The sequence below is a fragment of the Agrobacterium sp. YIC 4121 genome (genome assembly GCF_002008205.1).
Classification (GTDB): domain Bacteria; phylum Pseudomonadota; class Alphaproteobacteria; order Rhizobiales; family Rhizobiaceae; genus Agrobacterium; species Agrobacterium leguminum.
Map to the genome: position 1 here is coordinate 161,844 of NZ_MRDI01000027.1, position 26,865 is coordinate 188,708.

Here is a 26,865-nt window from a genome sequence, read left to right on the forward strand (position 1 = left end):
GACTGAAAGTGGAGTTTCGAAACACCGATTTCAAGTCGCCGGAACAGACGGTCCCGCTAAGCGGCAAGACCGTGAAATTCAACAAAACCCAGCGCCGGCTAATACTACCGACATTTCCGGTTATCCTTGAGGGCTCAGGAACCGGGTCGCCGACGAAATTCACATTTCCGTCATATCGCGCTGCAAATCAGTTGTAAGACTTTATCAGCAAAGCGCAATCCGCTCCAAACGCAAAATCGGGCTTCGCCAAGTTAGGCGCAAGTTTCACACCCGGCGACAACAGAAAAGGCCCGCACGGAGGCGGGCCTTCTGACTTCATCGAAGCACCGGACCGGCCGATCAGGCCGAAACGTTGGTCTTTTCTTCCTGACGATCCGCATAGATGTAGAGCGGGCGTGCAAGGCCGCTGACGACCTCGTCGGAAATGACGACTTCGCGCACGCCTTCCAGCGTCGGCAGTTCGAACATGGTGTCCAGAAGGATTTTTTCCATGATCGAGCGCAGGCCGCGGGCGCCGGTCTTGCGGGTGATCGCCTTGCGGGCGATTTCGCGCAGCGCGTCCTCGTGGAAGGTCAGCTCCACATCTTCCATCTCGAACAGGCGCTGATACTGCTTGACCAGCGCGTTCTTCGGTTCGGACAGAATCTGGATCAGCGCATCCTCGTCGAGGTCTTCCAGCGTGGCGAGAACCGGCAGACGGCCGATGAATTCCGGGATGAGACCGAACTTCACCAGATCTTCGGGCTCCAGCTCGCGCAGAACCTCGCCGACGCGGCGATCATCTTCCGCCTTGACGGTCGCACCGAAGCCGATCGAGGTCTTTTCACCACGGGCCGAGATGATCTTGTCGAGACCGGCAAAGGCGCCGCCGCAGATGAACAGGATGTTGGTCGTATCCACCTGCAGGAATTCCTGCTGCGGATGCTTGCGGCCGCCCTGAGGCGGTACGGAAGCGACCGTGCCTTCCATGATCTTCAGAAGCGCCTGCTGAACGCCCTCGCCCGACACGTCGCGCGTGATGGACGGGTTGTCCGACTTGCGGGAAATCTTGTCGACTTCGTCGATATAGACGATACCGCGCTGGGCGCGCTCGACATTGTAATCCGCAGCCTGCAACAGCTTCAGGATGATGTTTTCCACGTCCTCGCCGACGTAACCGGCTTCGGTCAGCGTCGTTGCGTCCGCCATGGTGAAGGGAACGTCGATGATGCGGGCGAGCGTCTGGGCAAGATAGGTCTTGCCGCAGCCCGTCGGACCGACGAGCATGATGTTCGACTTCGCAAGCTCGACATCGCCATTCTTGGAGGCGTGCGCGAGGCGCTTGTAGTGGTTGTGAACGGCAACAGACAGGATCTTCTTCGCCTGCTTCTGGCCGATGACGTATTCGTCGAGGATCTTGATGATGTCCTGCGGGGTGGGAACACCCTCACGCGACTTCACCATCGACGTCTTGTTCTCCTCGCGGATGATGTCCATGCACAATTCGACGCATTCATCGCAGATGAATACCGTCGGTCCGGCAATGAGTTTCCGGACTTCGTGCTGGCTCTTGCCGCAGAATGAACAATAGAGTGTATTCTTAGAGTCGCCGCCGTTGCTGCCGCTGACTTTGCTCATATCACTTTCCTTCCAGCACGCCGCAGGTCCGCCAAACGGATCGCGGTCAACTTACCGCCCGCCGATACGGCAGCCCTTGGGGTGCATCGCCGTATCCGCCTCGTTTCCCGGGGTACTAACCGGTATCAGATACATGAGCTGACAACCGGCTGCAACGAATTCCCCATCAAACCAAAGGCCACGTCATAAAAATTCAACATAGCCTTTATATATACTAATATCGCTTTCTGTTGCGGTTGAAAGCCCCGAAATTACTTTTGCGGGTTCAAACAAACGTCAAAAAGCGGCGCGCCTCAATTCGCGGCGGCGCCTTCGATTTCCTGGCGCGAGGTCAGGATCTTGTCGATCACGCCCCAGTCCTTCGCCTCGTCTGCATCCATGAAGTGGTCGCGATCGAGGGTTTTTTCAACCTCTTCGAGCGTACGGCCCGTGTGCTTCACGTAGACTTCATTGAGGCGGCGCTTCATCTTGATGATGTCGCGGGCGTGGCGCTCGATGTCCGATGCCTGCCCCTGGAAACCGCCGGAAGGCTGGTGCACCATGATGCGGGCGTTCGGGGTTGCGAAACGCATTCCCTTTTCACCGGCAGCCAGAAGCAGCGAGCCCATGGAGGCAGCCTGGCCGACGCAGAGCGTGGAGACCGCAGGGCGGATGAACTGCATCGTATCGTAGATCGCCATGCCGGCGGTCACAACGCCACCCGGCGAATTGATGTAGAGCGCGATTTCCTTCTTCGGGTTTTCAGCCTCGAGGAAAAGCAGCTGCGCGCAGACGAGCGAAGCCATCTGGTCTTCCACCGGGCCGGTGAGGAAAATGATGCGTTCCTTGAGAAGACGGGAAAATATGTCGTAGGAGCGTTCGCCGCGATTGGTCTGCTCAACGACCATCGGCACCAGAGCCATGGCGGTATCAACTGGATTTTTCATGTCCGTCCTTTGTCAAACTCTGCCCTTCGCGAAAAACCGCTCCGGAATCACTTCTAACCTTCATACTCCCTACATAGAGTGTCCCTGCCCCGTACTTCAAGACACGAAGCCGCATATCCTTAACGGCTCAACAGCGTTTGCAGGCCTTTCGGGCCGAGGTTGACAGGGCTTTCGGACCGGGCGGCGCCAGCCGGGCCTCTTTCCCCGCTGCCACCATTTTTTTACTATGGCAGGCGACGACGGCAAAAATCGCCCGCCATGCACAGATATAACTTCTCACCGGCAAGAACTCGTTAGTATTTGCTGCCGATACTGGCCAGCGAATTTCCGGTTCCCTTTGGGGAATGGGCCCACCGGGCGAAATGGCAGCTCAACAATTCCAGCGGGCATAACGCACCTCGTGCGAAAGAGCCCGCTTTTATCGCATTATGGCGCAGATAGGATTTTGCAATGCTGGATGCAAAGACGAGCACGCTACTGTGGGCGGCGGAAACGTTCACCCTTGCCGTGCTTTTGGGAACGCTGTGGCTGCACCGCCCTTCCCGCCGGCATAATCTCTTTTTCGCCGCCGGTTTCCTCGCCACGGGCTTCGGCGCTGTCATGGTGGCGTTTCGCGGGGATATTTCCAGTTTTCTGTCCATCCAGGTCGGCAATACGCTCGCACTTTCCGCCTTCGGTTTCTGGCTTGCGGGCCTGCTGTGCTTCGAACAGCGGAAAATCGGCGGCTGGGTCGCCATTCCGGCTCTCCTGTGGATCGCCGGAATGTTCCTGCCGCCCGTGCGTGAAAACATGGTGGCCCGCATCCTGCTTTATCACGCCAGTGCGGCCACGGGTTATTTCATGCTCGCCGGCGTCCTTCTGGCCAGCAAGGCGCGCGCCTCACGCAGCCGCCGGGTTCTGGCCGCGATCCTGATCCTGCAGGCTTTTGCCGGGGCGTTCGTCGCATCCATCGTCATCCCCGTCAATGCCGCCATCCCCAACGCCATTCCCATGACATCGGCGCTTGCCCTCTCCGGCATGCTCGGCTTCACGGCCATCATCATGATCAGCGCCAAGATCATCATGGAGGATACGGAAAGCCGCCTCCATCGCCTCGCCATGACCGATCATCTGACTGGCGTTCTCAACCGGCGCGGCCTGCTGGAGGAGTTCGAGCGTATCAAGAAAAGGTCGCCGGCCTCCAGCCGTTACGTGGCGCTGGTGCTGTTCGATATCGACCATTTCAAGAAGATCAACGACAGATACGGCCACCAGTCCGGCGATGCGGTCCTCGTGCATTTCTGCAATATCGCCCAGCGCGCAATCGGCGATCGCGGCCTTTTCGTCAGGATGGGAGGCGAGGAATTCGCGCTGGTTGCCGAAGTCGAAAGCCCTTCCAGCACGGCGACGCTTGCGGAAGCCATCCGCAGCAATCTGCGCCTTTCGAAGATCAGTTCGCGCGGTGAAGCCATCGAGGTGACCACCAGCGTCGGCATATCGGAAGCCATGATCAAGGATGCCGACCTCAACACGATGATGACGGAAGCCGACCGCGCGCTCTATGCCGCCAAGAAGGCCGGGCGCAACCGGACCGTCATCCATGTCAATTCGGCAAATGTCGTCGTGCCCGCCTCGGACCGTGACGAAAATCCGATGGACAACAATGCCGACCGTCAGGTCGCGGCGCTGAACCGGATAGCCGCCATCGCCAGCCGATGACGATGTAACCACCCAGTGACAGCATAGAGGTATCCGGAAGGGATTTCCCTCCCTTCCCAAAGCGCCGCGCGCGGAATAGACCATGGGCATGACAGCGACATTTCCGTTTCTAAAAATCGATCCCGCCACCCGCCGCATTTCCCTTGATGCCCGCGACCCGGCTTTCTACAGCGATCCGAACCCGGTCTATGCGGCCCTGCACGCTGAATGTCCCACCTTCTACTGGGAAGAACAGCGGCAATGGTTTTTCACCGGATACGACCACGTGAGCGCGCTGTTGCGCGACCGCCGCTTCGGGCGGCAGATCCTGCATGTGGCAAACCGCGAAGAGATCGGCCTGGCGGAGCCGCTGGAACATGTGAAGCATTTCGACGCCGCCGAGCAGCATTCGCTTCTAGAACTGGAACCGCCGGAGCACACGCGGCTGCGCACGCTCATCAACCGGGCCTTCGTGTCGCGGCATGTCGACAAGATGAAGCCGGAAATCGAGGAACTCGCCAACCGGCTGATCGACGCCTTCGAAAGCAAGGGCGAGACGGAACTGCTCTCTTCCTATGCCGATATCATTCCGGTGACGATGATCGCCCGCATGATCGGCATTCCCGAGGAGATGGGGCCACAGCTTCTGAAATGGTCGCACGCCTATGTCGGCATGTATATGTTCAAACGCACGCCGGAAGATGAGCTGCTGGCCGACAGGGCCGCGCATGAGTTTTCAGACTATGTGCGCAGCGTGATCGCCGAGCGGCGGGCGGAGCCGAAGGACGATCTGCTGAGCCACATGATCCATACGGAGCACAAGGGCCAGTATCTGACCGACGACGAACTCGTCTCCACCACCATCGTGCTGCTGAATGCCGGGCACGAGGCGACCGTGCACCAAATCGGCAATTCCGTGCGCATCATTCTGGAAAGCGGCATCTCCCCCAAGACGCTGTTTAACGACGATGCCGCCACGGAACGCACGGTGGAAGAAACCCTGCGCATCTGCGCGCCGGTGCATATTTTCCAGCGCTGGGTTCTGGAGCCCGTCGAAATCGACGGCGTCGCGTTCAAGCGCGGCGACAAGGTCAGCCTCATCCTCGCCGCCGCCAATCTCGATCCGGCAAAATTTTCCGATCCCCTGACCTTCCGGCCGGACCGCAACGAGGGCGCCAACGTCTCCTTCGGCGCCGGCATCCATTTCTGCATCGGCGCGCCGCTGGCAAAGCTGGAGCTCAATCTTGCCCTGCCCCTGCTTTTCAAACGCCTGCCGGGCCTGAAGATCGCCGAGCCGCCCAGGGTCAAGGATGTCTATCATTTCCATGGTTTGGAGCGGCTCGATCTCAGCTGGTGAGATTTAGCCGGTAGAGCACTCGCAAGGATCATCCGGTTTCAGAGCCGGATGACATAATCCTTCCGCGTCGTCTCGACGACCTCCCACGTGCCCGTAAAGCCAGGACGCAGGATAACGCGGTCGCCCGGTCTCAGATCGCGCGGCGCACCGCCGTCTTCGGTCAGGATGGAATGGCCTTCGAGAATGTTGAAATATTCCCATTCGTCATAGACCACCCGCCATTTGCCGGGCGTGGACTGCCAGATGCCGGCATAGATGCCGCCCGGAGCTTCCTCGATATTCCATGTGGTGAATTTGGGATCGCCGGAAATCAGTCTTTCCGGGGCGGGTGCACCGTATTCCAGCTCGGCGATATCATCGAAGGACAGAAAATTCGTCATGACGTCCCCTGTCCGTCAAATATGGTTGGCCATACAGCTTTGCTCAATTCTGAGCGCTTCGTCAAACAGTCTTGGGTATTCCGGTTGGGCGTTACCGCCGAGGAAACGAGGCGCCTACTCCATCTTCGTCCAGCCGAAAACCAGCCAGGTGTATTTCGACTTCTTGTCGGGTTCAGCGGTGTACGTCATCTGTATATCGCGGTCCTTCGCGTAGATATCGAGCCGGGGCGCGGTATCCAGCTTCAGCCACAGCGAACTCTTGTCAAAGGACCATGTGCCGCACCAGACGCATGAACCTGAGGGATCGCCGGGTTGATGAAAATTGTAGCGACCGTCCGCGGTGATCTCCAGATAATCAAACGCGGAGTAAAATGTCGTCACCGTTTCCTGGAACAGTGTCGCATCCGATTCCTGCCGGGCGGTGGGCGCAGTCCTCATATCGCGCGGCGGGCGGCTGGTTGCACCGGTGGGCTTCCATTTTCCGACAAAATCCTGCTGCGTGGGCAAATATTCCGCCTCGGCCTTTGCCGGCAAAACCGAAGCTACGACCGGTATGTCAGCCACACCCGCGACCCCGATCGCAAGGAGAAGGGCGACAATACGGAGCATTCCGGTTCGGTTTTCCATATGGCGCATCTTTCGCGATGGGACGGCGGGGGCCTGCACTCAAATCCGCTGCCGCCGAAAGCACCGTGTTTTCAGGGTTTTCCGGCGGCCTCTCAATCACACTTAAATATCACTGGGGGTCACGCGGTCACCAGACTCGCGTGAGCAACCACATCAGACCTTGGCGAGCGATTGCTCGAGATCGGCGATGATGTCCTTGACGTCCTCGATACCGACCGACAGGCGAACCACATCCGGCCCGGCGCCGGCGGCCGTCTGCTGTTCCGGTGTCAGCTGCGCATGGGTGGTGGAGGCCGGGTGAATGACGAGAGAGCGCGTGTCGCCGATATTGGCGAGATGGGAGAAGAGTTGCAGCCCTTCCACCAGCGCCTTGCCGGCCGCATAACCACCCTTGACGCCGAAGGTGAAGACGGAGCCTGCGCCCTTTGGCGAATAATGCTGCTGGATAGCGTGGTTGTCGCTGTCTTCCAGCCCCGCATAATGCACCCAGCCAACCTTGGGATGCGCCTTCAGCCATTTCGCGACGGCAAGCGCATTGTCGGAATGGCGCTGAACGCGCAGCGGCAGCGTCTCGATGCCGGTCAGGATGAGGAAGGCGTTGAAGGGCGAGATCGCCGGACCGAGGTCACGCAAGCCAAGCACACGGCAGGCGATGGCGAAGGCGAAATTGCCGAAGGTCTGGTGCAGCACGACGCCGGAATATTCCGGCCGGGGCTGTGAGAGCGCCGGATATCTGTCCGTCGCCGACCAGTCGAAGGTTCCGCCGTCCACGATGATGCCGCCCATGGAGTTGCCATGGCCGCCGAGGAATTTCGTCAGCGAATGCAGCACGATATCCGCACCGTGTTCCAGCGGCCGCAGCAGATAGGGGCTCGCCATGGTGTTGTCGACAATCAGCGGCAGGCCATGCCGATGGGCAACATCGGCGATTGCGGCGATATCCACGAAAGTACCGCCCGGATTGGCAAGGCTTTCGATGAAGACGGCGCGCGTGCGCTCGTCTATCTGCGCCTCGAAGCTGGCCGGATCGGTGGCGTCGGCCCAGCGGACCTGCCAGTCGAAGCCCTTGAAGGCATGGCCGAACTGATTGATCGAGCCGCCATAGAGCTGGCGGGCGGCGACGAAATTGTCGCCGGATTGCAGCAGCGTATGGAAGACCAGCAATTGCGCGGCATGGCCGGACGCGACGGCAAGCGCGGCCGTGCCGCCCTCAAGTGCTGCCACGCGCTCTTCCAGAACCGCCTGGGTGGGGTTCATGATGCGGGTGTAGATATTGCCGAATTCTTTCAGTCCGAACAGGGCGGCGGCGTGATCGGCGTCGCGGAAAGCATAGGCCGTGGTCTGATAAATGGGCGTGGCACGCGCGCCGGTGGTCGGATCGGGTTGCGCGCCCGCATGAACGGCCAGCGTCGAAAACCCGGGATTGCTGCTCGGCATGATGTTTCCTCCAATTGGAATTTCGGAGGGATCATAATGCCTTGCCGCCAAATGATAAGTCCGATCCGTACCAACTATCGCACAATATTGAGACGCGGATACTCAATTGCAGGGCAACGATCCATCACGACTTCCATACCGTAGGCTTCCGCCTTGGCAGCGGCATTGTCATCGCGAACGGAAAGCTGGCCCCAGATTACCGATGGCCGCTCCGGCAGCAAGATCGCCTCCTCGACGATTGCCGACAAATATTCCGGCGCCCGGAAAACGTCGATCATGTCCACCGGCTCGGGAATATCGGCGAGTTTGGCATAGACCTTCTGCCCCAATATCTCCTTGCCTGCCTGGCCGGGATTGACCGGAAACACACGATACCCCCTGGACAGCAGGAAGCGCATCACGCCGTGGCTCGGCCTGTCCGGGTTGGGCGAAGCACCGAGCAGGGCGATGGTTTTGACATCGGTCAGAATTCTTCTGAGGTAGTCGGGCTCGTAACTATCATGCTGCATGTCAACTTATCCCTTCTGGCGCGTCGCATGGTTTGAAGAATACCAATGCAGCTGCGCCAATTAAAAGCGCCGCGAGCATAGCGTCTCCTGCATAATTCACCGACGCATTCCTGACGCTACCGGTTGCGTCCACCCCTCCATCTAGGAAGGTTCTTCGCTCTCTTGAACCCCTGCTCGGCTGAAAAATTGCAGCTACGGCAGAAACCCGACCGCGCAGTGGCACGTTTTCGCCCACGCAAAATGATTTCACCAAACGCCGGAATGCCGGTTGTACTGACTATTTTTGTCCAGTTTTCAAAATGACGCGAATTGCCGCAAATAGGGGCTCAAACAACATTAGCGTGCAATTCATGCGCTCTTCGTCTCCTGTTTGTTTTCATTCCGTTCACAGGAAAATTAGAGACATCTAATTTTCAGAAAGTTATTCTGTAAATCAATCTATACACAAATCTGCAACGTTACAGTTGCCAATTCGTGAAAGATATGAAATTTCTTTTCATGCACGCCTTCGCCCGATTGATACACCTTGCGCCCGAAGCACCATGGCGCACTGGGCGCCAATATTTGACAAATTTGGTAGTATTTTTAGCGAAAATTCGTCGTGAGGCGAAACCATAAGCTGTGCGTCGGACGCTCATGCGCCCACCTGACGGATGAAATCATGAGCAGAACGTCATATCACCCCGACGCAAAATCATTCCCCGGCGCCATGACATGCACAAAGCATAAATTTTACGCGCGTCGCAGTATCCGCTGCGATCACAGGCCGTTTGCGGGCGGTTCCACGGGCGCAAAACGCTCGCTCGAATGATCAGGAGAGGCTTACCGCCCTCGCCGAAAATCGATTCCGGTTTTCAAGCCGATGCTGTAGGTTGCCCAAAGTAGCCCGCGAGCGAGTCTCTATTGTGACGTTTGACATTCTTCTTCTGGTGCTCCTGGGCGCGATGCTGCATGCCGGATGGAATGCGCTGGTCAAAGCCGGATCCGACAAATCGCTGGACGCCTCGCTGATCGCGGCGGGCGCGGCGGCCTGTTCGTTGCCGTTTCTGCCTTTCCTGCCATTTCCAGCTCCGGTCGCCATTCCTTTCCTGATCGCTTCGGCCGTTCTGCAATTCGCCTATTTCCGGCTTGTCGCCGCCGCCTATACGATCGGCGACATCGGTCTTGTCTATCCCGTCATGCGCGGCGTGGCGCCCCTGATCGTCGCGGCGACGAGCAGCCTGTTCCTGAGCGAGATTTTAAGCCCGCTGGCCCTTGCCGGCATCGCCGTCATCTCCGGCGGCATCCTGACGCTCGCTTTCGAGGCGCGACGCGGTGGCGGAAAGGCGATCATGGTCGCCCTGCTCAACGCCTTCGTGATCGCATCCTACACCTTCGTCGACGGTGTCGGCGCAAGGCTTTCCGGCAACGCCATCTCCTATACGCTGTGGATGTCGCTTCTGCCGCCCGTGCTGCTTTTCGGCTTCGCCTTCTACCAGCGCGGTGTAGGCCCGGTCGCGGACCATGTCCGGCGCAACTGGTGGCGCGGCCTGATCGGCGGCGGCGGCTCCATTCTCTCCTATGGTCTGGCGCTCTACGCCATGACCAAGGCGCCCGTCGCCGTGGTTGCGGCGCTCCGGGAAACCTCCATTCTCTTTGCGCTGGTGATCTCCGTGGTGATCCTGAAAGAACGTGCCAGCCTCTGGCGTTATCTTGCCGGAGGCATCATTGCAGCGGGCGTTCTGGTGATGCGACTGGGGTAAAACGGGACTGTTCGATGAGGTAAAATAATACCCCATTATCAAGCCATTGTTTTTGCTATCTTATTTTTACAACCTCCAGAATCCGTCATATTGACGCTTTCGCCCGCGCACCGTATAAGCGCGCCAGATCGGATTCCAGCCGGAATAGGGTCATTTGCGGTTGCCTTTGACGGCAACCAAACCAAGCAACAAGAAACGCCCGTATGCTCTTATTTAAAAGAGGATGACGGGTCCACGTTAGAAAGTGAAATCCATGTCTACTTTCGTTCAGAAGCCTGCTGAGGTGGAGAAGAAGTGGGTCATCATCGACGCCGAAGGCCTCGTTGTTGGTCGCCTCGCCACCATCGTTGCAACCCGCCTGCGCGGCAAGCACAAGGCTACCTACACCCCCCACGTTGATGATGGCGACAACGTCATCGTTATCAACGCGGAAAAGGTTGCCTTCACCGGCAACAAGTACTCCGACAAGAAGTACTACTGGCACACCGGTCACCCGGGTGGCATCAAGGAGCGTACGGCTCGCCAGATCATCGAAGGCCGCTTCCCGGAGCGCGTCGTTGAAAAGGCCATCGAGCGCATGATCCCGCGCGGTCCGCTCGGCCGTCGCCAGATGAAGAACCTGCGCGTTTACGCCGGCTCGAACCATCCGCACGAAGCACAGCAGCCCACCGTTCTCGACGTGGCCGCGCTTAACAAGAAGAACGTAAGGAGCGCCTGATAATGGCCGATCTTTCCTCTCTGAAAGACCTCGCCCCGGCATCGGAAGCTTCGGCTCCCGTGCATGTCCGCAAGGTTGACACCCTCGGCCGCTCCTACGCGACCGGCAAGCGCAAGAACGCCGTAGCCCGCGTATGGGTCAAGGCCGGTTCTGGCAAGATCATCATCAACGGCCGCGATTTCACCACGTATTTCGCACGTCCGGTTCTGCAGATGATCCTTCAGCAGCCGATCGTCGCCGCTGCCCGCACGGGTCAGTTCGACATCATCGCCACCGTTGCCGGTGGTGGTCTGTCCGGTCAGGCCGGTGCCGTTCGTCACGGTCTGTCCAAGGCCCTCACCTACTTCGAACCGGGCCTGCGCTCCGTTCTGAAGAAGGGTGGCTTCCTGACCCGCGACAGCCGCGTTGTCGAGCGTAAGAAGTACGGTAAGGCCAAGGCCCGCCGTTCGTTCCAGTTCTCGAAGCGCTAATCGCTTCTCAGAACGGTTCGTTCAGAACTTCGAAAGGCGGGGCTTCGGCTCCGCCTTTTTTTCATGGTCTCCTCCCTTGTTTTTTCAGCAGGAAGACAGCAACCTCGGCGCAAATCGCAATGGGGTGATCAATGCCGTCCAAAACCATCGACCATGCCTTCACCGCAACGACGCTGACATCGGCCGCCACCGACCCGACCCATGCGGGCGTCCTTTCCTTCATGCGGCGCAAATATACCAAGAACCTCAAGGGTGTATCGACGGCCATCTGGGGTATTCCCTTCGATGCGGCCACCTCCAATCGGCCGGGCGCCCGCTTCGGGCCGCAGGCGATCCGCCGCGCCTCGGCGATCTTCGACAACGATCCGCAATATCCTTTCGCGCGTGATCTCTTCGCCCATATGCCGACCATCGACTATGGCGACTGTCTGCTGGACTATGGCAACCACTGGAAAACGCCTGATACGATCGAAAAGGAAGCGCGCCGGATCATTTCCAAGACGGATTACCTGCTGACGCTCGGCGGCGATCACTTCATTACCTGGCCGCTTTTGAAGGCGCATGTGGCCAAGCATGGGCCGCTGGCGCTGGTGCAGTTCGATGCGCATCAGGACACCTGGTTCGATGACGGCAAGCGCATCGACCACGGCTCCTTCGTGGCCCGCGCCGCGCGCGATGGCCTGATCGACCCCGACCGCTCCATCCAGATCGGCATCCGCACCCATGCGCCTGACGATTTCGGCATTCGCATTCTCCACGGTTACGAAGTTGAGGAAATGCGGGCGGGCGACATCGCCTCGCTCATCGTCAAGCACACGGCCGGCATGCCCACCTATCTGACCTTCGATATCGATTGCCTCGATCCCGCCTTCGCGCCAGGAACGGGCACGCCGGTGGCCGGCGGGCCGACCAGTGCTAAAATTCTCTCCGTTCTGCGCGGGCTTGGCCAGCTCGATATTCGCGGCTCGGACGTCGTGGAAGTCGCGCCCGCATATGACCATGCTGACATTACCGCCATTGCCGGAGCCACCGTTGCAATGTATATGCTTGGCCTGCGTGCCGAACGGCTGGCCAAGGCCGGCTGACAACACGGCCACAACTTAGAAAACTGATTCCGATTACCCTCGCAACCCTTTGAAAAGTCAGGACAAGGACATGACAGCGAAGATCTTCATCGATGGCGAACACGGCACCACGGGTCTGCAGATCCGCACGCGCCTTGCCGGTCGCCGCGATATTGAGCTGCTGTCCATACCCGAGGCCGAGCGCCGCAATGCGGCGATGCGCGAGGATATGCTCAACAATGCCGACATTTCGATCCTCTGCCTGCCGGACGATGCTTCCCGGGAAGCGGTCTCGATGGTGGCCGGCAATAACAATGTCCGCATCATCGATACCTCGACCGCCTATCGCGTCCACCAGGACTGGGCCTATGGCTTTGCCGAAATGGACAAGGAACAGGGCGAGAAGGTTCGTTCCGCCCGTCTCGTCGCCAATCCGGGCTGCTACCCGACTGGCGCTATCGCGCTTCTGCGCCCGCTGCGCGCCGCAGGCCTGCTGCCAGACGGTTATCCGGTCAGCGTCAATGCGGTTTCCGGTTATACCGGCGGCGGCAAGCAGATGATCGCCCAGATGGAAGACCAGAGCCGCGATGACGCGATCAGCGCCAATAATTTCCTTTATGGCCTGACGCTCAAGCACAAGCATGTGCCGGAAATGACCATTCATGGCCAGCTCGACCGTGCACCGCTGTTTTCGCCCTCCGTCGGGCGTTTCCCCCAGGGCATGATCGTGCAGGTTCCGCTGTTTGCCGCCGACCTGAAGGAAGGCGCAACCGTCGAAACGATCCATGCAGCGCTGACCGCCCACTATGCGGGACAGGACATCGTCAATGTGGTGCCGCTTGCCGAAAGCAAGGGGCTCGCGCGCATCGACGCCGAGGAACTGGCAGGCAAGGACACGATGAAGCTCTTCGTCTTCGGTACGCCGGGCGGCGAACACATCAACCTCGTCGCGCTGCTCGACAATCTCGGCAAGGGTGCATCCGGCGCTGCCGTGCAGAACATGGAACTGATGCTCTCCGCATGAGACTTTTCTCATGAAGATTGCCCCGCCCTCTTTTCCGGCCTCGTGGAATATCGAGGCCGCGAAACCTATTGCCGATACGCCGGCCGGGGTGGTCTACGAGCTTACGCGCGGCGACGGCTCCCTTGCCGTCGCCAAGGTTCTGAAAAAGAAAGTATTGAAGGACAGCCTTCGCGGCGCGGATTTCATTAAATGGCGCGCCGGCATCGGCTGCGTGGAGCTGCTCGACCGCTCCGACGATATTCTGCTGATGGAACATGCCGGCACGGAAACCCTGCGCGACGTGCTGTTTCGCGACGGCAACGACGATGCCACCACGGAAATCGCCGCCGATGTCCTGCTCAGATATCATCAACCATCGCAGCAGCAGCCGCCTTCGAGCCTGCTGACGCTGCCGCTCTATTTCGAGAGCCTGTTCCGCAAGGCCGAACAGGACCGTACCGACGGCGTGGACGGCCCCTATATCGAGGCGGCCACGCTGGCGCAGGCACTGATCGACCGGCAGCGGGATGTGAAGCCGCTGCACGGCGATCTGCATCACGAGAACATCATGCGCAGTGAACGCGGCTGGATCATCATCGACCCGGCCGGCCTGATCGGCGATGCGGCGCTCGATGTCGCCAATATGTTCTCCAATCCGCTTGACCGTTTCGATCTCACCCGCAGCGAGGCGCGCATCGCCTCCATGGCGGCGATCTTTGCGAAGGCTCTGCAACGGGACGAACGGTTATTGCTGCAATATGCCTTTGCCTATGGCTGCCTCTCTGCCGCGTGGCACGAAGAGGACGGCAATGCGGAGGAACGCGACAACGAACTCGCCGTCGCGGCCACCATCAAAACGGTGCTCGGGCAATTCTAAGCCGCCTCAGTCCCTGACTTCGACCGCAACGGGCGCCGGATATTCGCCGATGAAACCGCGCCAGTGGGCGACGGCGAAACCAAGCACGATCAGCGCCATGCCCTGATGGGCGAGCGCGACGTGAATATCCACATGCATCAAAAGCGTGGTGATGCCGAGCGCCGCCTGAATGGAGACGAGCACGAAGAACAACACGGCGCGGCGAGCATGCGGTGTATTGGGCAAGGCGCGGGCCATAGACACCATATGCCACAGCGTGGCGGCAAACAGCGTGTAGGCGCCAAGGCGGTGGACGAATTGCACCGTCTTGGGGTTCTCGAAGAGGTTGATCCACCAGGGCTGTTGCAGGAAGAGATCGCCAGGCACCAGCGAGCCATCCATCAGCGGCCAGGTATTATAGGAAAGGCCGGCATTCAGCCCCGCCACCAATGCGCCGAGATAGATCTGGAAGAGACAGAGCACCGTCAGCAGCGCGGCAAAGCCCCTGCCCGTCTTTTCGTCGGCGGCCTCGGGGGAATGAAGCGACAATCCGCGCAAAATCCACATGCAGCCCGCAAAGATGAGGCAGGCGATGGTCAGATGCGTGGCAAGGCGATATTGCGAAACATCCGTCCGGTTGACGAGGCCTGAGGACACCATCCACCAGCCGATGAAACCCTGAAAGCCGCCCAGCGCCAGAAGGCCGACCAGCGGCAGGCGCAGGCGCTTTTCGACGCGGCCGGTGAGCCAGAAGAAGGCGAGCGGCAAAGCGAAGATGAGGCCGATGGCGCGGGCAAGCAGGCGATGCGCCCATTCCCACCAGAAAATCGTCTTGAACTCGTCGAGCGACATGCCCTTGTTGATTTCCTGATATTGGGGAATGCGCTTGTAAAGCTGGAACTCCTCTTCCCATTCGGCAACGGAAAGCGGCGGAATGGCGCCGTGGATCGGCTTCCATTCGGTAATCGACAGGCCGGATTCGGTAAGCCGCGTGGCGCCGCCGACGAGGACCAGACAGAAGAGCGTGAAGAGCACGACGCGCAGCCAGATGCGCAGCAGGCGGCGGTCCTTCTCCTGTTTCTGCAGGGCAGCCTCCACCACCATTTCCGCAGAACCATTTGCCATCGTCATGCCGCTCGAACGCATCTTTCAGGTCTCCCTCATACAGTCATGTTGATTAGCCCCAACCGGCACCACAAAACAAGGCCTCTGGGTTTGCGGCATGCGGTCGCGGCGCTATAGTCCCGCAAAGATACTCAATGACGGAAGACTTCATGCACCCTCGCCTCAGATCGCTTATCGGCACCATCGTCATCATCTGCCTCGTCGTCGTTTACGCCGTGGTGGCGACGGCCATTGCATCGGCGGCGCTGGCGCAATCGCCCTGGTGGGTGCATCTTGCTTATTTCGTGCTGACCGGAATCTTGTGGGTTCTGCCGGCGATGCTGATCATCAAATGGATGGCCGGACCCAAAAAGCAGGGTTAAGCGCCAGCCATCGCATGACACCCTGAGGTCGCAATTTTATAAACCGATTGTTTGCCGCTCAGCGATATAGTCCGACCGAAACAACCGGAGAGAGTGGATGGCGGCTGAGGGGCCGGTCTTTATCAGCGACGAGCAAGCACCGACCGCCGTGCAAAACGAGCGGCGGAGTTCTGATCGTCTGTTGATCGATCTGGTCGATGACGCCTCCACCATCCGCTCCGACTGGGAGCGGCTGGAAAACGACCCGCTCAATTCGCTGCATCAGGGTTTCGGCTGGTGTTCCATCTGGGCGCAGACGCAGGACAGCGCGCTCCTGACGCTTCGCGGCCGTCAGGGCGGCAAGACGATCTTTCTGCTGCCGCTCGAAATCGTACTGGAAGGCGGCATCCGCAAGGCGCGTTTTCCCGGCGGCCGTTTCAACAATATCAATACGGGGCTTTTCGACCCCTCCTTTGCCGAACAGGCCGGACAGGAAATCGCAGCAGCGATTGCCCGTGAGGCGCGGAAGCTGCTGCATGGCCGGGCCGATATTCTGGCCTTGCAGAACATACCGCTGACGTGGCGCGACAGGACCAATCCCCTCTCGCATCTTGTTTCCGTCGAAAACCAGAATCCAGCCTTCCAGCTTCCCCTGTTCGAAAGCTTCGAAGCCACGCTTCGGCAGGTCAATGCCAAGAGGCGACGGAAGAAATTCCGCATCCAGAGCCGAAGGGCCGAGGAGATGGGCGGTTACAGCCATGTGATCGCACGGTCGCCACAGGAAAAGTGCGAATTGCTGCAGGCATTTTTCCGCCAGAAGGCAGCCCGTTTCGCCTCGCAGGGCATTCCGGATGTGTTTCGGGATCAATCGGTGCGGGATTTCTTCTACGATCTGGCCAATTTTCCCGAGATGGGCACGGACAGTCTGCTGGAACTGCATGCCATTCGCCTGCATGGCGAAAGCGATGGCGTCATCGCCGCGATAGCAGGCCTTTCGCGCAAGCAGGATCACATCATCTGCCAGTTCGGTTCGATCGATGAATCCGTTTCGGAACTCAGCCCCGGTGAATTGCTGTTCTGGCTGATGATCGAACGGGCATGTCGCGAAAAGGCGGCGATCTTCGATTTCGGCGTCGGCGACCAGCTTTATAAGCGCAGCTGGTGCCCGCTTTTCACCGTGCAACACGATATATTCCTGCCGGTGACGTTGAAGGGTCGTGTTGCGGCCTCGGCCTATGTCGCCATCGCCCGGACAAAAAGCCTGATCAAATCCAATCCCGCGCTTTATGCGCTCATTCAGCGTTTTCGCGCCGGACGCTCGAAGTTGGACACTGCCACCGACTGAGCAGTTTTTTTGCCGCGTCTCAGGCCGCGCTCAGATGGTCCGGCTTGCGCATGCCGGTCATCGGCAATGCCTGTTCATAGCCCTCAGCAACCAGTTCACCGAGCGTCTTTTCCAGCAATTCGCTATCCTTACCGGGAACCGAGACGATGATTTCCGCCGGCAGGTTGCGCAGCATTTTCCCGAGGCTCGAAATCTGCACCGCGCCGCATTCGACGAGGACGGTATCATAAGCGTCGGAGAGCGCGCCGAGGATCATCGTCAGACGGTCTATCGCGCGCATGGCCTCACGCGGCTGCGCATTGCCGCGCGGCACGATATGGGCGTCGGACAGGCGGTCGCCGTGAATGGTTTCACCGAAGGCGGCCGCGCCCGCCAGAAGGTCCATGACACCGGGAAGCCCGGCTTCCGGCGCCATCAACCGCGTCGGACAGGCTGACGCCGTCATGTCGACGAGAACGACCGAACGGCCGATTTCGGACAAAGCACGCGCCAGCATGACGGACGTGGTCGAGCCGCTATCACCGGCCGGCGACACGATTGCGGCGACCGGTTTGGCAAGGCGGGTGGCCAGGAAACCTGCGACCGCGTCGATGGAGAAATCGTCATCGGTATCGATTTCCTCCTCCATTGCCTCCTCTTTCGCAGCCGTGACATCTTCCACCGGCAAGGCCGGCATGGCAGCAGCGGCGACGGCCGGTACATGCCGTTCTTCCTCTTCAGCAACGGGCTGGTATGCCGCGACCGGCATGGCCCGCGCAGCAGGCTGCATGGTTTCATGGCGCGCGGCTACAGGCTGTTCCGGTACGTCCGTGGTCTTATCCGGATCGGCTGGAGCACGCGAAGGAGAAGGCGGATCGGAGAGCGGCGGAACCTGATTCCTGCCCATCGGCTTTAGAGCCCGGCCGGTGAAAAGCTCCACCAGCATGACGACGATGCAGGACAGCAGAAAGGCCGCCAGCGTCACGACGATGGTGATGGCGCCGGTCTTCGGGAAATAGGGTTCGCGCGGCTCCACGGCCGTCGAGATGACGCGCGCATCGGCCGGCGTGGAATCCACCGAGCCGGCGCGCGACGTCGCTTCGCGGTAACGGGCAAGATAGGTTTCCAGAAGCTGCCTTTGCGCCGAGGCTTCCCGCTCCAGATCGTTGAGGCCGACCTGCTGTTCGCCCGCACGCACGCTTTCCGATTTCAGCATGTTCAGCTGCTGGACCAGCTGTCGCTCCCGCAGGCGCGAAACATTGGCTTCGTTTTCGAGACTCGCCAGCACCTTGCGGGTCTCTTCCTGAATCTGCCGCTGTATGCCGTCGAGCTGGTTGCGCAGCGCGCGGATGCGCGGATGGCCTTCCAGCAGCGAGGACGAGAGATCGGAAATCTGGCTGCGGATCGTCGTTTCGTTTTCCTTCAGCCTTTGGATCGTCGGGGAACCGACGACATCGGGAAAAGTATCGAGTGGACGGCCGCTTGCAAGCGCGCTGCGCACGCCTTCCGCCCGCGCCTCCGCATTGGCGCGCTCTCCGCGGATACGGCCGAGTTCGGTGGAGATATCGCTGAGCTGGCGGGTGGCGAGCGTTTCGCCCTGCCCCGCCGAGAGAAGATCGGAGGAGGCGCGGTAATCCGCGACCTTTCTGTCAGCCTCGCGCACCTTTTCGCGCAGATTGGCGATTTCCGGCTCCAGCCAGCGCGCCGCTTCCGTGCTTGTATCCAGCTTCGCGCCGCTTTGCAGGGCGATATAAGCCTTCATCATCTCATTGGGGATGGCGGCGGCCAGCTTGGGGTCCTGCGAGGAAAATTCGACCGTGATGACGCGCGAGCTTTCGACCTGATAGACCTGCAGCTTTTCCCGGAAGGCGCTCAGCACCCGCTCTTCGGGCAGCACCTGAAGCGGGTCCTTCTTGACGCCGACGGCGACCAGGAGCTGCGAGATGAGCGAAGGATGGGCCTCCGGATCGAACTCATCCAGCTCGTAAAGCTTCATGTCTTTGGCGACCTGCTTGATGAGGTCTACCGATTGCAGGATCTGCACCTGGCTGGAAACGGTCAATTCGTCGAGCACGGGTTCGGCGGGCGCATTGGACTGCTGCGAGGCACCGAAGGAGGCCGCGCGGGATTCGATCAGCACGCGCGCCTCGCCCTTGTAGGCGGGCGACATCATGCTTGAGATCACGAAGGCGGCGCCCCCGGCAAGAAGCGTGATTGCCGCGATCCGGCCCTTGCGCTGCCAAATGGCCGCGACAAGCTGCGCAAGATCGATATCCACATCCCTGTCGTCAATGCGATCGCCGTTCATGCGGGCTCCGTAACCGAGACAAACCTCGGGCGCTCAAATATAGATGGTCAATTTTCGCGAAGTTTAAGTCTTGCCGGTAACACAACAGTTAATCCCGGCGAATCCGACGAAATAAAGCCGATATTACCAACGCTCGCGCCGGTCGTTTACCGCACATTAACCCTAACAGAACGATAAGAATGATCAAAGTTCGACTCGGAGCCAGATGAGATGCCGCTCGCCGGATCACGACATGTCACCGCACTGACGCTCGCCGTTCTGACGGCCCTTTCCGGCTGCGCGGCATATCAACCCGCTCCGAGGTCGTTCAACGAAGCCGCCCTGCAGCCCTATCATGTCGATAGCGGCGACAGGCTGCGCATCAACGTGTTCGAGCAGGCCGGGCTGACCAACACCTATACGGTCGATCAGGCCGGTTATGTCGCCTTCCCGCTCGTCGGCCAGGTTCCGGCACGCGGCAAGACCCTGCCGCAGCTCGAAGCCGCCATCGCCGCCAAACTGCGCCAGGGTTATCTTCGCGATCCGGACGTGACGATCGAGATCGACCGTTATCGCCCGGTCTTCATCATGGGCGAAGTCGGCCGTCCCGGCCAATACTCCTATGTGCCGGGCATGACCGTGCAAAACGCCATCGCCATTGCCGGCGGCTTCACCCCGCGCGCCAATCAGGCCGATGTCGACATTACCCGCAAGATCAATGCCGAGGTGATGACCGGCCGGATCGGTATCACCGCCCCCATTCTGGCCGGCGATACCGTCTATGTGCGTGAACGCTTCTTCTGAAAACGGAGTGGCGAACGTGTCGGATGACGGCCCTCCCCTGCGCATCATTCACTGCTTCCGCTCCCCGGTGGGCGGTGTCTTCCGCCATGTGCGCGACCTCATCGAAGAACATGTGAAACAGGGCCACAAGGTCGGCATCGTCTGCGACAGCTCCACCGGCGGCGCGCATGAGGAACGGCTTTTCGCACAGATCACCCCGATGCTGGAGCTTGGCCTCACCCGTCTGCCCATCCGTCGGTCCATCAGCCCCGGCGACTTCATGGCGCTGTGGAAATCTTACAAGCACATCAAAAGTTTGCGGCCGGACATTCTGCACGGGCACAGCGCCAAGGGTGGCGCTCTCGCCCGGCTGATCGGCTCACTCCTGCGGGCGAACAGGTATCGCGTAGCCCGCCTCTATTCACCGCATGGCGGCAGTCTGCATTACGCCAGAAACAGCCTCAAGGGGCAGCTTTTCCTGCGGCTGGAGCGGTTTCAGGAGCATTTCACCGATGCGCTCTGTTTCGTCTGCAATTTCGAGCAGGCGACTTACGAGGCCAAGGTCGGCAGGCCACGCACCCGCACCGCGATGATCTATAACGGCGTGCAGGAAAGCGAATTCGAAACCGTGCCCGCCCGCGAAGATGCGGCCCGTTTTCTCTATATCGGCATGTTGCGCGACCTCAAGGGACCGGATGTCTTCATCAAGGCATTTGCAAAAATGGAACGCAGCATCGGCCAGCCGATGACCGGTGTGATCGTCGGCGACGGACCGGACAGGGACAAATATGCGGCGATGATCGACAAGGCCGGGCTTTCCCGACGGATTTCCATGCATGCGGCAATGCCCGCCAGGCAGGCCTTCGAACTGGCGACGACGGTGGTGGTGCCGTCGCGCGCCGAAGCCATGCCCTATATCGTGCTCGAAGCGCTTGCGGCGGGAAAAACGGTCATTGCCTCGCATGTCGGCGGCATTCCCGAAGTCCTTGGAAAAGACAGCGAGGCGCTCGTGCCGGCTGGCGACGCCGATGCGCTGGCACGGATCATGGTCAAGGATGCCGAGGATGCCGGCTGGGCGCAGCGGATCATGCCTCGCCCGGACAGCTTCAAGGCGAAATTTTCAACCCCGGTCATGGCGGATGAGATGATGAAACTCTATCGCGACCTGTTATCGACCCAATAGCCATTTCAAAAACACGATTTTTAATTGTATATTCCGGCCGTCCTGTAGAAACTCATCATAAACGTTTCTTAGCATGTTTCGGCTAGTTTTCTGCTCGTAGAGCGCCGCGTGTCCATTCGGATGCACGAAGGGCGCTCTACCACTTTGAGGTTGCGCATCGTTCCGGTCGAAAATCCAATGCGATTTTAAGGCCGATGCGCTGGAGGGTGCGGACCAAGGCAATGACCAAGACTGACAAGGACAGGCTGCAATTCGATCTGGCGTCATTGCGCAAGAAACTCTCCGACCATGAAGCCGGCGGGGCTTCGGCCTCCGAAACCGTCGTTCTCAATCCGCTTGCACGGCAGATCGCCAACCAGCTTCGCGCCGGCAACCATTCACCCAACATGGTGATCGGGCAATTGCGGCTCCTGGAATTCACGATGCTCGTCGTCATCGCCGCCATCGTCAACGGCATCGCAGCCGATCGCGGTCTCGAAACCTTTCTGTCGGTTTTCGGCGGCGGCGTGCTGGGGGCGGCGCTCTGCGTGTTTCTGTTGCAGGCGGGTGACTGCTATCAGCTTCCGACACTGCGCACGCCGCTGAAGATGTTCGCCCGCATTCAGGGCGCAGTGTGCCTTTCCTTCGTGGGAATTGCCTGTTTCCTTCTCCTCTTCTTTCCCGATGCGCTGCATTCCTGGCCAGCCTTCGGCATCTGGTATGCAACGGGTGCGATGGCGATCTTCGCCGGGCGGCTGATCCTCGGCTTCGCCATTCGCCACTGGGGCCGCAACGGCGTCATGGAACGCCGTGCCGTCATCGTCGGCGGCGGCGATACCGCCAAGGACCTTATCCGCTCGCTGGAACAGCAGTCCGATAACGATATCCGCATCTGCGGTATTTTCGATGACCGGAAAAGCGCCCGTTCTCCCGAGGTTGTCGCCGGCTATCCCAAGCTCGGCACCTTTGCGGAGCTGGTGGAATTTGCCCGCCTGACGAAGCTGGACATGCTGATCATCGCCCTGCCGCTCAGCGCAGAGGCGCGCATTCTCCAGCTTCTGCGCAAGCTGTGGGTGCTGCCGGTCGATATCCGCATTGCGGCGCATGCCAATAAATTGCGTTTCCGCCCCCGCGCCTATTCCCATGTCGGCAAGGTGCCTATGCTCGATGTGTTCGACAAGCCGATCCGGGACTGGGATTCGGTGGCGAAGCGGGTGTTCGACATCACCTTCAGCCTCATCGGCATCGCCCTTTTATGGCCGGTGATGGTGGGCGCGGGAATTGCCGTGAAAGCGACGTCCAAAGGCCCGGTCCTCTTCAAGCAGAAGCGCCACGGCTTCAACAATGAGACGATCAACGTCTGGAAATTCCGTTCCATGTATACGGAACTCAGCGATCCGACCGCGAAAAAGGCCGTGACGAAGAACGACCCGCGCGTCACGCCCGTCGGCCGCTTCCTGCGCAAATCCTCGATGGACGAGCTGCCGCAGCTTTTCAACGTTCTTTACGGCGACCTTTCGCTTGTCGGACCGCGTCCGCATGCCGTTCATGCCCAGACGGGCGACCTGAAATATACCGAGGTGGTGGAGCACTATTTCGCGCGCCACAAGGTCAAGCCCGGTGTTACCGGCTGGGCGCAGATCAACGGCTGGCGCGGCGAGATCGACCATGGCGACAAGATCAAGTTCCGCACCGAATACGATCTCTATTACATCGAGAACTGGTCGCTGTTCCTCGATCTGAAGATCCTGTTCCTCACGCCGATACGGCTGCTGAAATCGGAAAACGCCTATTGACCCACACCGGCTACCAGCACGCACCGGATTTCGACGCGCCGCTGGCCGCCATGCGGCTCGTCGGTTCGTTCTTCATCGCGTTCGGCGTGTTTCTTTCCGGTTTCGTCATTTCCGAGCCGGCGCCCTATGAGCTGATGATGGTGGGACAGGTGGCCCTGTGGTTCCTGCTCGGCCTTCGCCTTTCGCGCACCGTCATCCTGCTTCTGTGCCTGCTGCTGGCCTTCAATGTCGGCGGTTATCTTTCGCTCACCACCATGGCCGATCTGGATGAGGGACCGCTTTATCTCGCCGTCTCGACCTTTCTGGCGCTGACCTCGGTTTTTTATGCGGCGATCATAGAGGACAAATACCAGCGGCTGCTTTTGATTTTCCGGGCCTGGCTTGCGGCGGCGCTAATCACCGCCCTGCTCGGCATCATCGGATATTTCCACGCCATTCCGGGTTTCGAGGTCTTCACCCTTTACGACCGCGCCAAGGGCGCCTTTCAGGACCCGAACGTTTTCGGTCCCTTTCTGGTGACGCCCTCACTCTACCTCATTTACGGCCTTCTCACCGGCAAGGCGATGCATGCGCCCTGGCGGATCGCCGGGCTGCTCATCCTGTCGCTTGCTGTGTTCCTGTCATTCTCGCGCGCGGCCTGGGGCCTGTTTCTGTTCGCCACCATCCTCCTCGTCTTCGTGATGCTGCTGAAGGAGCGCACGGCCGCGTTTCGCCTGAAGATACTCGTGCTGTTTCTCGTCGCCGCCGGGTTGATGGTCGCGGCGGTCATCATCGCGCTGCAGTTCAAGCAGGTGGCGGATCTGTTCTCCAGCCGCGCTTCGGCGGTGCAATCTTATGACGGCGGCCATCTCGGGCGTTTTGCCCGCCACTATCTCGGCTTCCTGCTCGCCATGGAACACCCGCTCGGCATCGGCCCCATGGTGTTCGACAATATTTTCCCCGCCGCCGAACATAATATCTGGCTGAAGAGCCTGACGACGCATGGCTGGTTCGGTTTCGTGATCTATCTCGTGTTGATCTGCTGGACCATCGCCGCCGGTTTCAGGCACCTGCTGCGGCCACGGCCCTGGCAGCCGTTCCTCATCATTTCCTGGGTGACGTTCGTCGGGCATGTAATGATCGGCGCCGTCATCGATACCGACCACTGGCGACACTTCTTCCTGCTGCTCGGCATATTGTGGGGATGCATGGCGCTTGAAAAACGCGAAAGCCTGCGCCGCCGCACGCGTGCCGCATAAACCGCTTACCCTTACGGAACCTTACGCCATTTCATGCGTTTAGCCCCGGATTCTGATTGTCAAACGGGGAGACATCTTAATGACGCAGACCAATAATCTCTATCTCATCATCGGCGCGCTCATCGTGGTCATCGCAGGCCTCGGCGTCTATGTCTGGCACGAGGAAAGCAAGCCGAAGGGGATCGAGATGAATATCGGCCCGAACGGCGTCTCCGTTCAGGAGAACTGATCCGTAAGCGTCGCGCAAAGTCCGGCCATTAAGACCGGGTGCATCCCAAGCCGAAAACGGCCGGGATTCGCCCGGTCTTCTTATGAGAGGAGACGAAAGGCGGGATCGATGCCCGCCTAGCCGGTTCGGTACGAATGATGCGTATCGCCCGATCAAGGAAACAGCTAGCGCAATGGTCTCCTCCATCGACCTGTCCACACGCCTCACCGCCACCAGACTGGCCCTCAAGGCCATCAAGGAGCAGGAAGACAATTCCGCCGTCACATCCTCCTCCACAACGCGGACGTCTCTCCTCGATTCTTACGGGCTGGACACCACCTCCTCCTCGTCTTCCACCAACACGCGGCTCACGCAGCTTCTGGCGCAATATGCCCAGACCTCGAACGAGGATACGCAGACCGACGACACGGATACCCAGCTTTCTTCCGGCGATATTACCAAGGCCGATTTCATGAAGGAGCTGAAGGAGACGCTGGATGAACTGACCGCAGACCCGGACAAGGCTTCGCAGGCCAAGGCCATGCTGGAGGCTTTGACGGCCGGCACGCTGACCGTCTCCGACCCCGCCGAGGGTGCGCAAATAAAGGCCTGGGATGTGGCCTCCGATACAGAAACCACCTCCAGGCCGGCCACGGATATCGCCATGACGGGATGGAGCGACTTTCTGAAAGACCATCTCAAACGCGACGGTTCGGCCTATGCGAGAAGCGAGACCGGCGCCTATGTCGATACCGTTTCCGGCGACAACGCGTTTTTCGGCAGCGTCGGCAGCCGCTATTATTATCTCACCTGGCCGCAGGCGAAAAACGGCACTTTGACCGTATAAGCCGAATTCCCCGATGCCCGAGCGGATGGCTGCGACATGGAACCTGCCGCAGCCTCGCCTTCATCGTCTGCTCAGACGGCAGGCGCTGCAGCCGGTTCGGCTCCGCCGGAAAGCGCCTTCTGCAACTGCGCTTCCTGCGCCGGCGACAGCGACGTCTTGATGACCCGTCCGCGCAGGCCTTCGAATTCCGCCAGCACCTTTTCCGGCTGCACCTTGCGGATCAGCACGAACAGCGCTGAAGAACCGTTGGGAATGGTCTCGCCGAGCGATTTGATGAAATCGTCGTCGATGCCGAAATCCGTTAGCGAACCCGCAAGAGCCCCCGTGCCGGCACCGATCGCGCCGCCGATGGCAAATCCCGCCAGTGGATTGAGGAAAAGCAGGCCGACGAGGCCGCCCCAGAGACCGCCGGACAGGAAACCGGAGCTTGCGCCGATCGCCGTCAGATTGACGCTTTGTTTCAGATGCACCTTGCCATCTTCATCGCGAACGACAACCACGGCATCTTCCAGATCGACCAGATATTCCTTTTTCAGGCCTGCAAGCTTCAGAAGCACCCTGTCGGCCACTTCCGTTCCGTCAAAACCAACAACGACGAGTTCGGACATAGTTCGTCTCCCTGAGTTTCACTTCCGCTGCGATTGAACGCCGAAGCGGGCGGCTTGTTCCGGCAATGATGGAAAGGGGATGTGTCATGCGTTTGACGGCCGCCCATCCGGGCTGCTTAGCCCTCTCTACGCCATCCACACCGTTTGCTCCTTTTTTTATGAAAAGACCATTTTCCGCTTGCGCCCTAACAGGCTTATATATAAACGGCTTTCAGGTCCGGAGCGTAGCGCAGCCCGGTAGCGCACTTGACTGGGGGTCAAGGGGTCGTGGGTTCGAATCCCGCCGCTCCGACCATTAAAATCAGATAGATAGCCAGTTCCCCCAGAGCTGGCTATATTTGTTTCAGCTATCTGGTAACCTGCGCCATGCGCGAATTTAAAAGCCCGGATTGGGCTATACGTTTGTCCAGGCCTGAGAATGAGGTGTGCCGAGATGGCCAAAAAAACGAAAATAGAACACTCAGAATTCTCGGGCGAGTTTGAAGACGACGGCATCACGGTTCTGGTTGATATCTACCGGCCCGCTGGCACCCAGCAGGATTGGACGCTCGAGGTCATCAGCGAGCATGACGATGTCACCACCTGGGACGAACCCTTCGCGACCGACAAAGATGCCTGGGAAGAATTCCTGGCCACGTGTGAGAAGGACGGGATTCGCAGCTTTCTGGATGGCGAAGAACCGTCTGTTCACTAACGTTCAATTCCGCAGTGCCGGACTGTAAAGGGCCACGCCCATTGCGTTGTTGACTCTCTGCTAAAATTA

General features: G+C 59.6%; 26 protein-coding genes and 1 tRNA gene. 18 read left to right on the forward strand and 9 right to left on the reverse strand.

What is annotated here, in order from left to right:
* Window positions 1-339: 339 nt before the first annotated feature.
* Window positions 340-1,617, reverse strand: a complete 1,278-nt coding sequence (gene clpX, locus BTE54_RS22385) for an ATP-dependent Clp protease ATP-binding subunit ClpX (protein ID WP_059752638.1) — start codon at window positions 1,615-1,617, stop codon at window positions 340-342.
* 293 nt (window positions 1,618-1,910) lie between these two features.
* Complete coding sequence (gene clpP / locus BTE54_RS22390) at window positions 1,911-2,543, reverse strand: ATP-dependent Clp endopeptidase proteolytic subunit ClpP (protein ID WP_003521529.1); 633 nt, start codon at window positions 2,541-2,543, stop codon at window positions 1,911-1,913.
* A gap of 450 nt (window positions 2,544-2,993) precedes the next feature.
* On the opposite strand from clpP, the gene BTE54_RS22395 reads away from it, so the two are divergent.
* Both BTE54_RS22395 and BTE54_RS22400 read left to right on the forward strand, forming a co-directional pair.
* Window positions 2,994-4,241: a GGDEF domain-containing protein gene (locus BTE54_RS22395; RefSeq protein WP_065653992.1), complete on the forward strand. Its 1,248-nt coding sequence runs from the start codon at window positions 2,994-2,996 to the stop codon at window positions 4,239-4,241.
* Between the two features lie 82 nt (window positions 4,242-4,323).
* Entirely contained in the window at window positions 4,324-5,577 is a 1,254-nt protein-coding gene (locus BTE54_RS22400) for a cytochrome P450 (protein ID WP_198939208.1), read from the forward strand.
* A gap of 38 nt (window positions 5,578-5,615) precedes the next feature.
* Here BTE54_RS22400 and BTE54_RS22405 read toward each other — a convergent pair whose 3' ends face one another.
* The 4 genes from BTE54_RS22405 to BTE54_RS22420 all read right to left on the reverse strand — a co-directional run bounded on the left by BTE54_RS22405 (window position 5,616) and on the right by BTE54_RS22420 (window position 8,530).
* Window positions 5,616-5,957 carry a cupin domain-containing protein gene (locus BTE54_RS22405; protein WP_059752625.1) on the reverse strand — a complete coding sequence of 114 codons (342 nt, stop codon included), beginning with the start codon at window positions 5,955-5,957 and terminating at the stop codon, window positions 5,616-5,618.
* Window positions 5,958-6,071: 114 nt separating this feature from the next.
* Window positions 6,072-6,584 carry a hypothetical protein gene (locus BTE54_RS22410; RefSeq protein ID WP_078054021.1) on the reverse strand — a complete coding sequence of 171 codons (513 nt, stop codon included), beginning with the start codon at window positions 6,582-6,584 and terminating at the stop codon, window positions 6,072-6,074.
* Between the two features lie 153 nt (window positions 6,585-6,737).
* The gene (locus tag BTE54_RS22415) at window positions 6,738-8,021 is read right to left on the reverse strand and encodes an O-acetylhomoserine aminocarboxypropyltransferase (protein WP_065653995.1); all 1,284 of its coding nucleotides are present in this window, start codon (window positions 8,019-8,021) and stop codon (window positions 6,738-6,740) included.
* Between the two features lie 74 nt (window positions 8,022-8,095).
* Entirely contained in the window at window positions 8,096-8,530 is a 435-nt protein-coding gene (locus BTE54_RS22420; protein ID WP_065653996.1) for a CoA-binding protein, read from the reverse strand.
* 905 nt (window positions 8,531-9,435) lie between these two features.
* Here BTE54_RS22420 and BTE54_RS22425 point away from each other — a divergent pair.
* The 6 genes from BTE54_RS22425 to BTE54_RS22450 all read left to right on the forward strand — a co-directional run bounded on the left by BTE54_RS22425 (window position 9,436) and on the right by BTE54_RS22450 (window position 14,404).
* Window positions 9,436-10,272 (forward strand): EamA family transporter, encoded by an 837-nt coding sequence (locus BTE54_RS22425; protein ID WP_078054022.1) that lies wholly within the window; start codon window positions 9,436-9,438, stop codon window positions 10,270-10,272.
* Between the two features lie 253 nt (window positions 10,273-10,525).
* Window positions 10,526-10,990: a 50S ribosomal protein L13 gene (gene rplM / locus BTE54_RS22430; RefSeq protein ID WP_003502335.1), complete on the forward strand. Its 465-nt coding sequence runs from the start codon at window positions 10,526-10,528 to the stop codon at window positions 10,988-10,990.
* Window positions 10,991-10,992: 2 nt separating this feature from the next.
* A complete protein-coding gene (gene rpsI / locus BTE54_RS22435; protein ID WP_003521540.1) occupies window positions 10,993-11,460 on the forward strand; it encodes a 30S ribosomal protein S9 in 468 nt (155 codons plus the stop codon).
* Between the two features lie 131 nt (window positions 11,461-11,591).
* A complete protein-coding gene (gene speB, locus BTE54_RS22440; protein WP_078054023.1) occupies window positions 11,592-12,545 on the forward strand; it encodes an agmatinase in 954 nt (317 codons plus the stop codon).
* Between the two features lie 70 nt (window positions 12,546-12,615).
* Window positions 12,616-13,548, forward strand: a complete 933-nt coding sequence (gene argC, locus BTE54_RS22445) for an N-acetyl-gamma-glutamyl-phosphate reductase (RefSeq protein WP_035217708.1) — start codon at window positions 12,616-12,618, stop codon at window positions 13,546-13,548.
* Between the two features lie 10 nt (window positions 13,549-13,558).
* The gene (locus BTE54_RS22450) at window positions 13,559-14,404 is read left to right on the forward strand and encodes an aminoglycoside phosphotransferase family protein (RefSeq protein WP_078054024.1); all 846 of its coding nucleotides are present in this window, start codon (window positions 13,559-13,561) and stop codon (window positions 14,402-14,404) included.
* A gap of 6 nt (window positions 14,405-14,410) precedes the next feature.
* Here the strand turns inward: BTE54_RS22450 and BTE54_RS22455 are convergent, their stop codons facing one another.
* Window positions 14,411-15,514, reverse strand: a complete 1,104-nt coding sequence (locus BTE54_RS22455) for a COX15/CtaA family protein (protein WP_035218885.1) — start codon at window positions 15,512-15,514, stop codon at window positions 14,411-14,413.
* 143 nt (window positions 15,515-15,657) lie between these two features.
* On the opposite strand from BTE54_RS22455, the gene BTE54_RS22460 reads away from it, so the two are divergent.
* Complete coding sequence (locus tag BTE54_RS22460) at window positions 15,658-15,870, forward strand: DUF2842 domain-containing protein (protein ID WP_020811154.1); 213 nt, start codon at window positions 15,658-15,660, stop codon at window positions 15,868-15,870.
* 97 nt (window positions 15,871-15,967) lie between these two features.
* On the forward strand, window positions 15,968-17,194 hold the full coding sequence (uppA, locus tag BTE54_RS22465) for a polysaccharide biosynthesis GNAT family N-acetyltransferase UppA (protein WP_078054026.1): 1,227 nt from the start codon (window positions 15,968-15,970) through the stop codon (window positions 17,192-17,194).
* A gap of 19 nt (window positions 17,195-17,213) precedes the next feature.
* Here uppA and uppB read toward each other — a convergent pair whose 3' ends face one another.
* Window positions 17,214-19,481, reverse strand: a complete 2,268-nt coding sequence (gene uppB, locus BTE54_RS22470; protein WP_078054027.1) for a polysaccharide biosynthesis protein UppB — start codon at window positions 19,479-19,481, stop codon at window positions 17,214-17,216.
* A gap of 210 nt (window positions 19,482-19,691) precedes the next feature.
* Between uppB and uppC the strand changes: the two genes are divergently transcribed.
* The 6 genes from uppC to BTE54_RS22495 all read left to right on the forward strand — a co-directional run bounded on the left by uppC (window position 19,692) and on the right by BTE54_RS22495 (window position 25,494).
* On the forward strand, window positions 19,692-20,264 hold the full coding sequence (gene uppC, locus BTE54_RS22475; protein WP_003502309.1) for a polysaccharide export protein UppC: 573 nt from the start codon (window positions 19,692-19,694) through the stop codon (window positions 20,262-20,264).
* Between the two features lie 16 nt (window positions 20,265-20,280).
* On the forward strand, window positions 20,281-21,426 hold the full coding sequence (uppD, locus tag BTE54_RS22480) for a polysaccharide biosynthesis type 4 glycosyltransferase UppD (protein WP_198939209.1): 1,146 nt from the start codon (window positions 20,281-20,283) through the stop codon (window positions 21,424-21,426).
* Between the two features lie 221 nt (window positions 21,427-21,647).
* A complete protein-coding gene (uppE, locus tag BTE54_RS22485) occupies window positions 21,648-23,201 on the forward strand; it encodes a polysaccharide biosynthesis glycosyltransferase UppE (protein WP_078054029.1) in 1,554 nt (517 codons plus the stop codon).
* Window positions 23,198-24,439, forward strand: coding sequence for a polysaccharide biosynthesis O-antigen ligase family protein UppF (uppF, locus tag BTE54_RS22490; RefSeq protein ID WP_059752598.1), 1,242 nt, complete (start codon window positions 23,198-23,200; stop codon window positions 24,437-24,439). The genes uppE and uppF overlap by 4 nt, the downstream gene beginning before the upstream one ends.
* Before the next feature lie 79 nt (window positions 24,440-24,518).
* Window positions 24,519-24,668 carry a hypothetical protein gene (locus BTE54_RS24890; RefSeq protein WP_104679367.1) on the forward strand — a complete coding sequence of 50 codons (150 nt, stop codon included), beginning with the start codon at window positions 24,519-24,521 and terminating at the stop codon, window positions 24,666-24,668.
* A 172-nt stretch (window positions 24,669-24,840) separates the two neighbouring features.
* Window positions 24,841-25,494 (forward strand): hypothetical protein, encoded by a 654-nt coding sequence (locus BTE54_RS22495; protein WP_078054030.1) that lies wholly within the window; start codon window positions 24,841-24,843, stop codon window positions 25,492-25,494.
* A gap of 71 nt (window positions 25,495-25,565) precedes the next feature.
* Here the strand turns inward: BTE54_RS22495 and BTE54_RS22500 are convergent, their stop codons facing one another.
* Window positions 25,566-26,102, reverse strand: a complete 537-nt coding sequence (locus BTE54_RS22500; protein WP_003521556.1) for a DUF1269 domain-containing protein — start codon at window positions 26,100-26,102, stop codon at window positions 25,566-25,568.
* A 218-nt stretch (window positions 26,103-26,320) separates the two neighbouring features.
* Between BTE54_RS22500 and BTE54_RS22505 the strand changes: the two genes are divergently transcribed.
* Together BTE54_RS22505 and BTE54_RS22510 are read left to right on the forward strand one after the other, a co-directional pair.
* Window positions 26,321-26,397, forward strand: a tRNA-Pro gene (locus BTE54_RS22505).
* A gap of 138 nt (window positions 26,398-26,535) precedes the next feature.
* Complete coding sequence (locus BTE54_RS22510) at window positions 26,536-26,796, forward strand: hypothetical protein (RefSeq protein WP_065654007.1); 261 nt, start codon at window positions 26,536-26,538, stop codon at window positions 26,794-26,796.
* Window positions 26,797-26,865: the final 69 nt, after the last annotated feature.

Coding starts and splice junctions, on each gene's coding strand:
- clpX (WP_059752638.1), bottom strand. CDS start 1,617: ATGAGCAAAGTCAGCGGCAGCAACGGCGGCGACTCTAAGAATACACTC.
- clpP (WP_003521529.1), bottom strand. CDS start 2,543: ATGAAAAATCCAGTTGATACCGCCATGGCTCTGGTGCCGATGGTCGTT.
- BTE54_RS22395 (WP_065653992.1), top strand. CDS start 2,994: ATGCTGGATGCAAAGACGAGCACGCTACTGTGGGCGGCGGAAACGTTC.
- BTE54_RS22400 (WP_198939208.1), top strand. CDS start 4,324: ATGGGCATGACAGCGACATTTCCGTTTCTAAAAATCGATCCCGCCACC.
- BTE54_RS22405 (WP_059752625.1), bottom strand. CDS start 5,957: ATGACGAATTTTCTGTCCTTCGATGATATCGCCGAGCTGGAATACGGT.
- BTE54_RS22410 (WP_078054021.1), bottom strand. CDS start 6,584: ATGGAAAACCGAACCGGAATGCTCCGTATTGTCGCCCTTCTCCTTGCG.
- BTE54_RS22415 (WP_065653995.1), bottom strand. CDS start 8,021: ATGCCGAGCAGCAATCCCGGGTTTTCGACGCTGGCCGTTCATGCGGGC.
- BTE54_RS22420 (WP_065653996.1), bottom strand. CDS start 8,530: ATGCAGCATGATAGTTACGAGCCCGACTACCTCAGAAGAATTCTGACC.
- rplM (WP_003502335.1), top strand. CDS start 10,526: ATGTCTACTTTCGTTCAGAAGCCTGCTGAGGTGGAGAAGAAGTGGGTC.
- rpsI (WP_003521540.1), top strand. CDS start 10,993: ATGGCCGATCTTTCCTCTCTGAAAGACCTCGCCCCGGCATCGGAAGCT.
- speB (WP_078054023.1), top strand. CDS start 11,592: ATGCCGTCCAAAACCATCGACCATGCCTTCACCGCAACGACGCTGACA.
- argC (WP_035217708.1), top strand. CDS start 12,616: ATGACAGCGAAGATCTTCATCGATGGCGAACACGGCACCACGGGTCTG.
- BTE54_RS22450 (WP_078054024.1), top strand. CDS start 13,559: ATGAAGATTGCCCCGCCCTCTTTTCCGGCCTCGTGGAATATCGAGGCC.
- BTE54_RS22455 (WP_035218885.1), bottom strand. CDS start 15,514: ATGACGATGGCAAATGGTTCTGCGGAAATGGTGGTGGAGGCTGCCCTG.
- BTE54_RS22460 (WP_020811154.1), top strand. CDS start 15,658: ATGCACCCTCGCCTCAGATCGCTTATCGGCACCATCGTCATCATCTGC.
- uppA (WP_078054026.1), top strand. CDS start 15,968: ATGGCGGCTGAGGGGCCGGTCTTTATCAGCGACGAGCAAGCACCGACC.
- uppB (WP_078054027.1), bottom strand. CDS start 19,481: ATGAACGGCGATCGCATTGACGACAGGGATGTGGATATCGATCTTGCG.
- uppC (WP_003502309.1), top strand. CDS start 19,692: ATGCCGCTCGCCGGATCACGACATGTCACCGCACTGACGCTCGCCGTT.
- uppE (WP_078054029.1), top strand. CDS start 21,648: ATGACCAAGACTGACAAGGACAGGCTGCAATTCGATCTGGCGTCATTG.
- BTE54_RS24890 (WP_104679367.1), top strand. CDS start 24,519: ATGACGCAGACCAATAATCTCTATCTCATCATCGGCGCGCTCATCGTG.
- BTE54_RS22495 (WP_078054030.1), top strand. CDS start 24,841: ATGGTCTCCTCCATCGACCTGTCCACACGCCTCACCGCCACCAGACTG.
- BTE54_RS22500 (WP_003521556.1), bottom strand. CDS start 26,102: ATGTCCGAACTCGTCGTTGTTGGTTTTGACGGAACGGAAGTGGCCGAC.
- BTE54_RS22510 (WP_065654007.1), top strand. CDS start 26,536: ATGGCCAAAAAAACGAAAATAGAACACTCAGAATTCTCGGGCGAGTTT.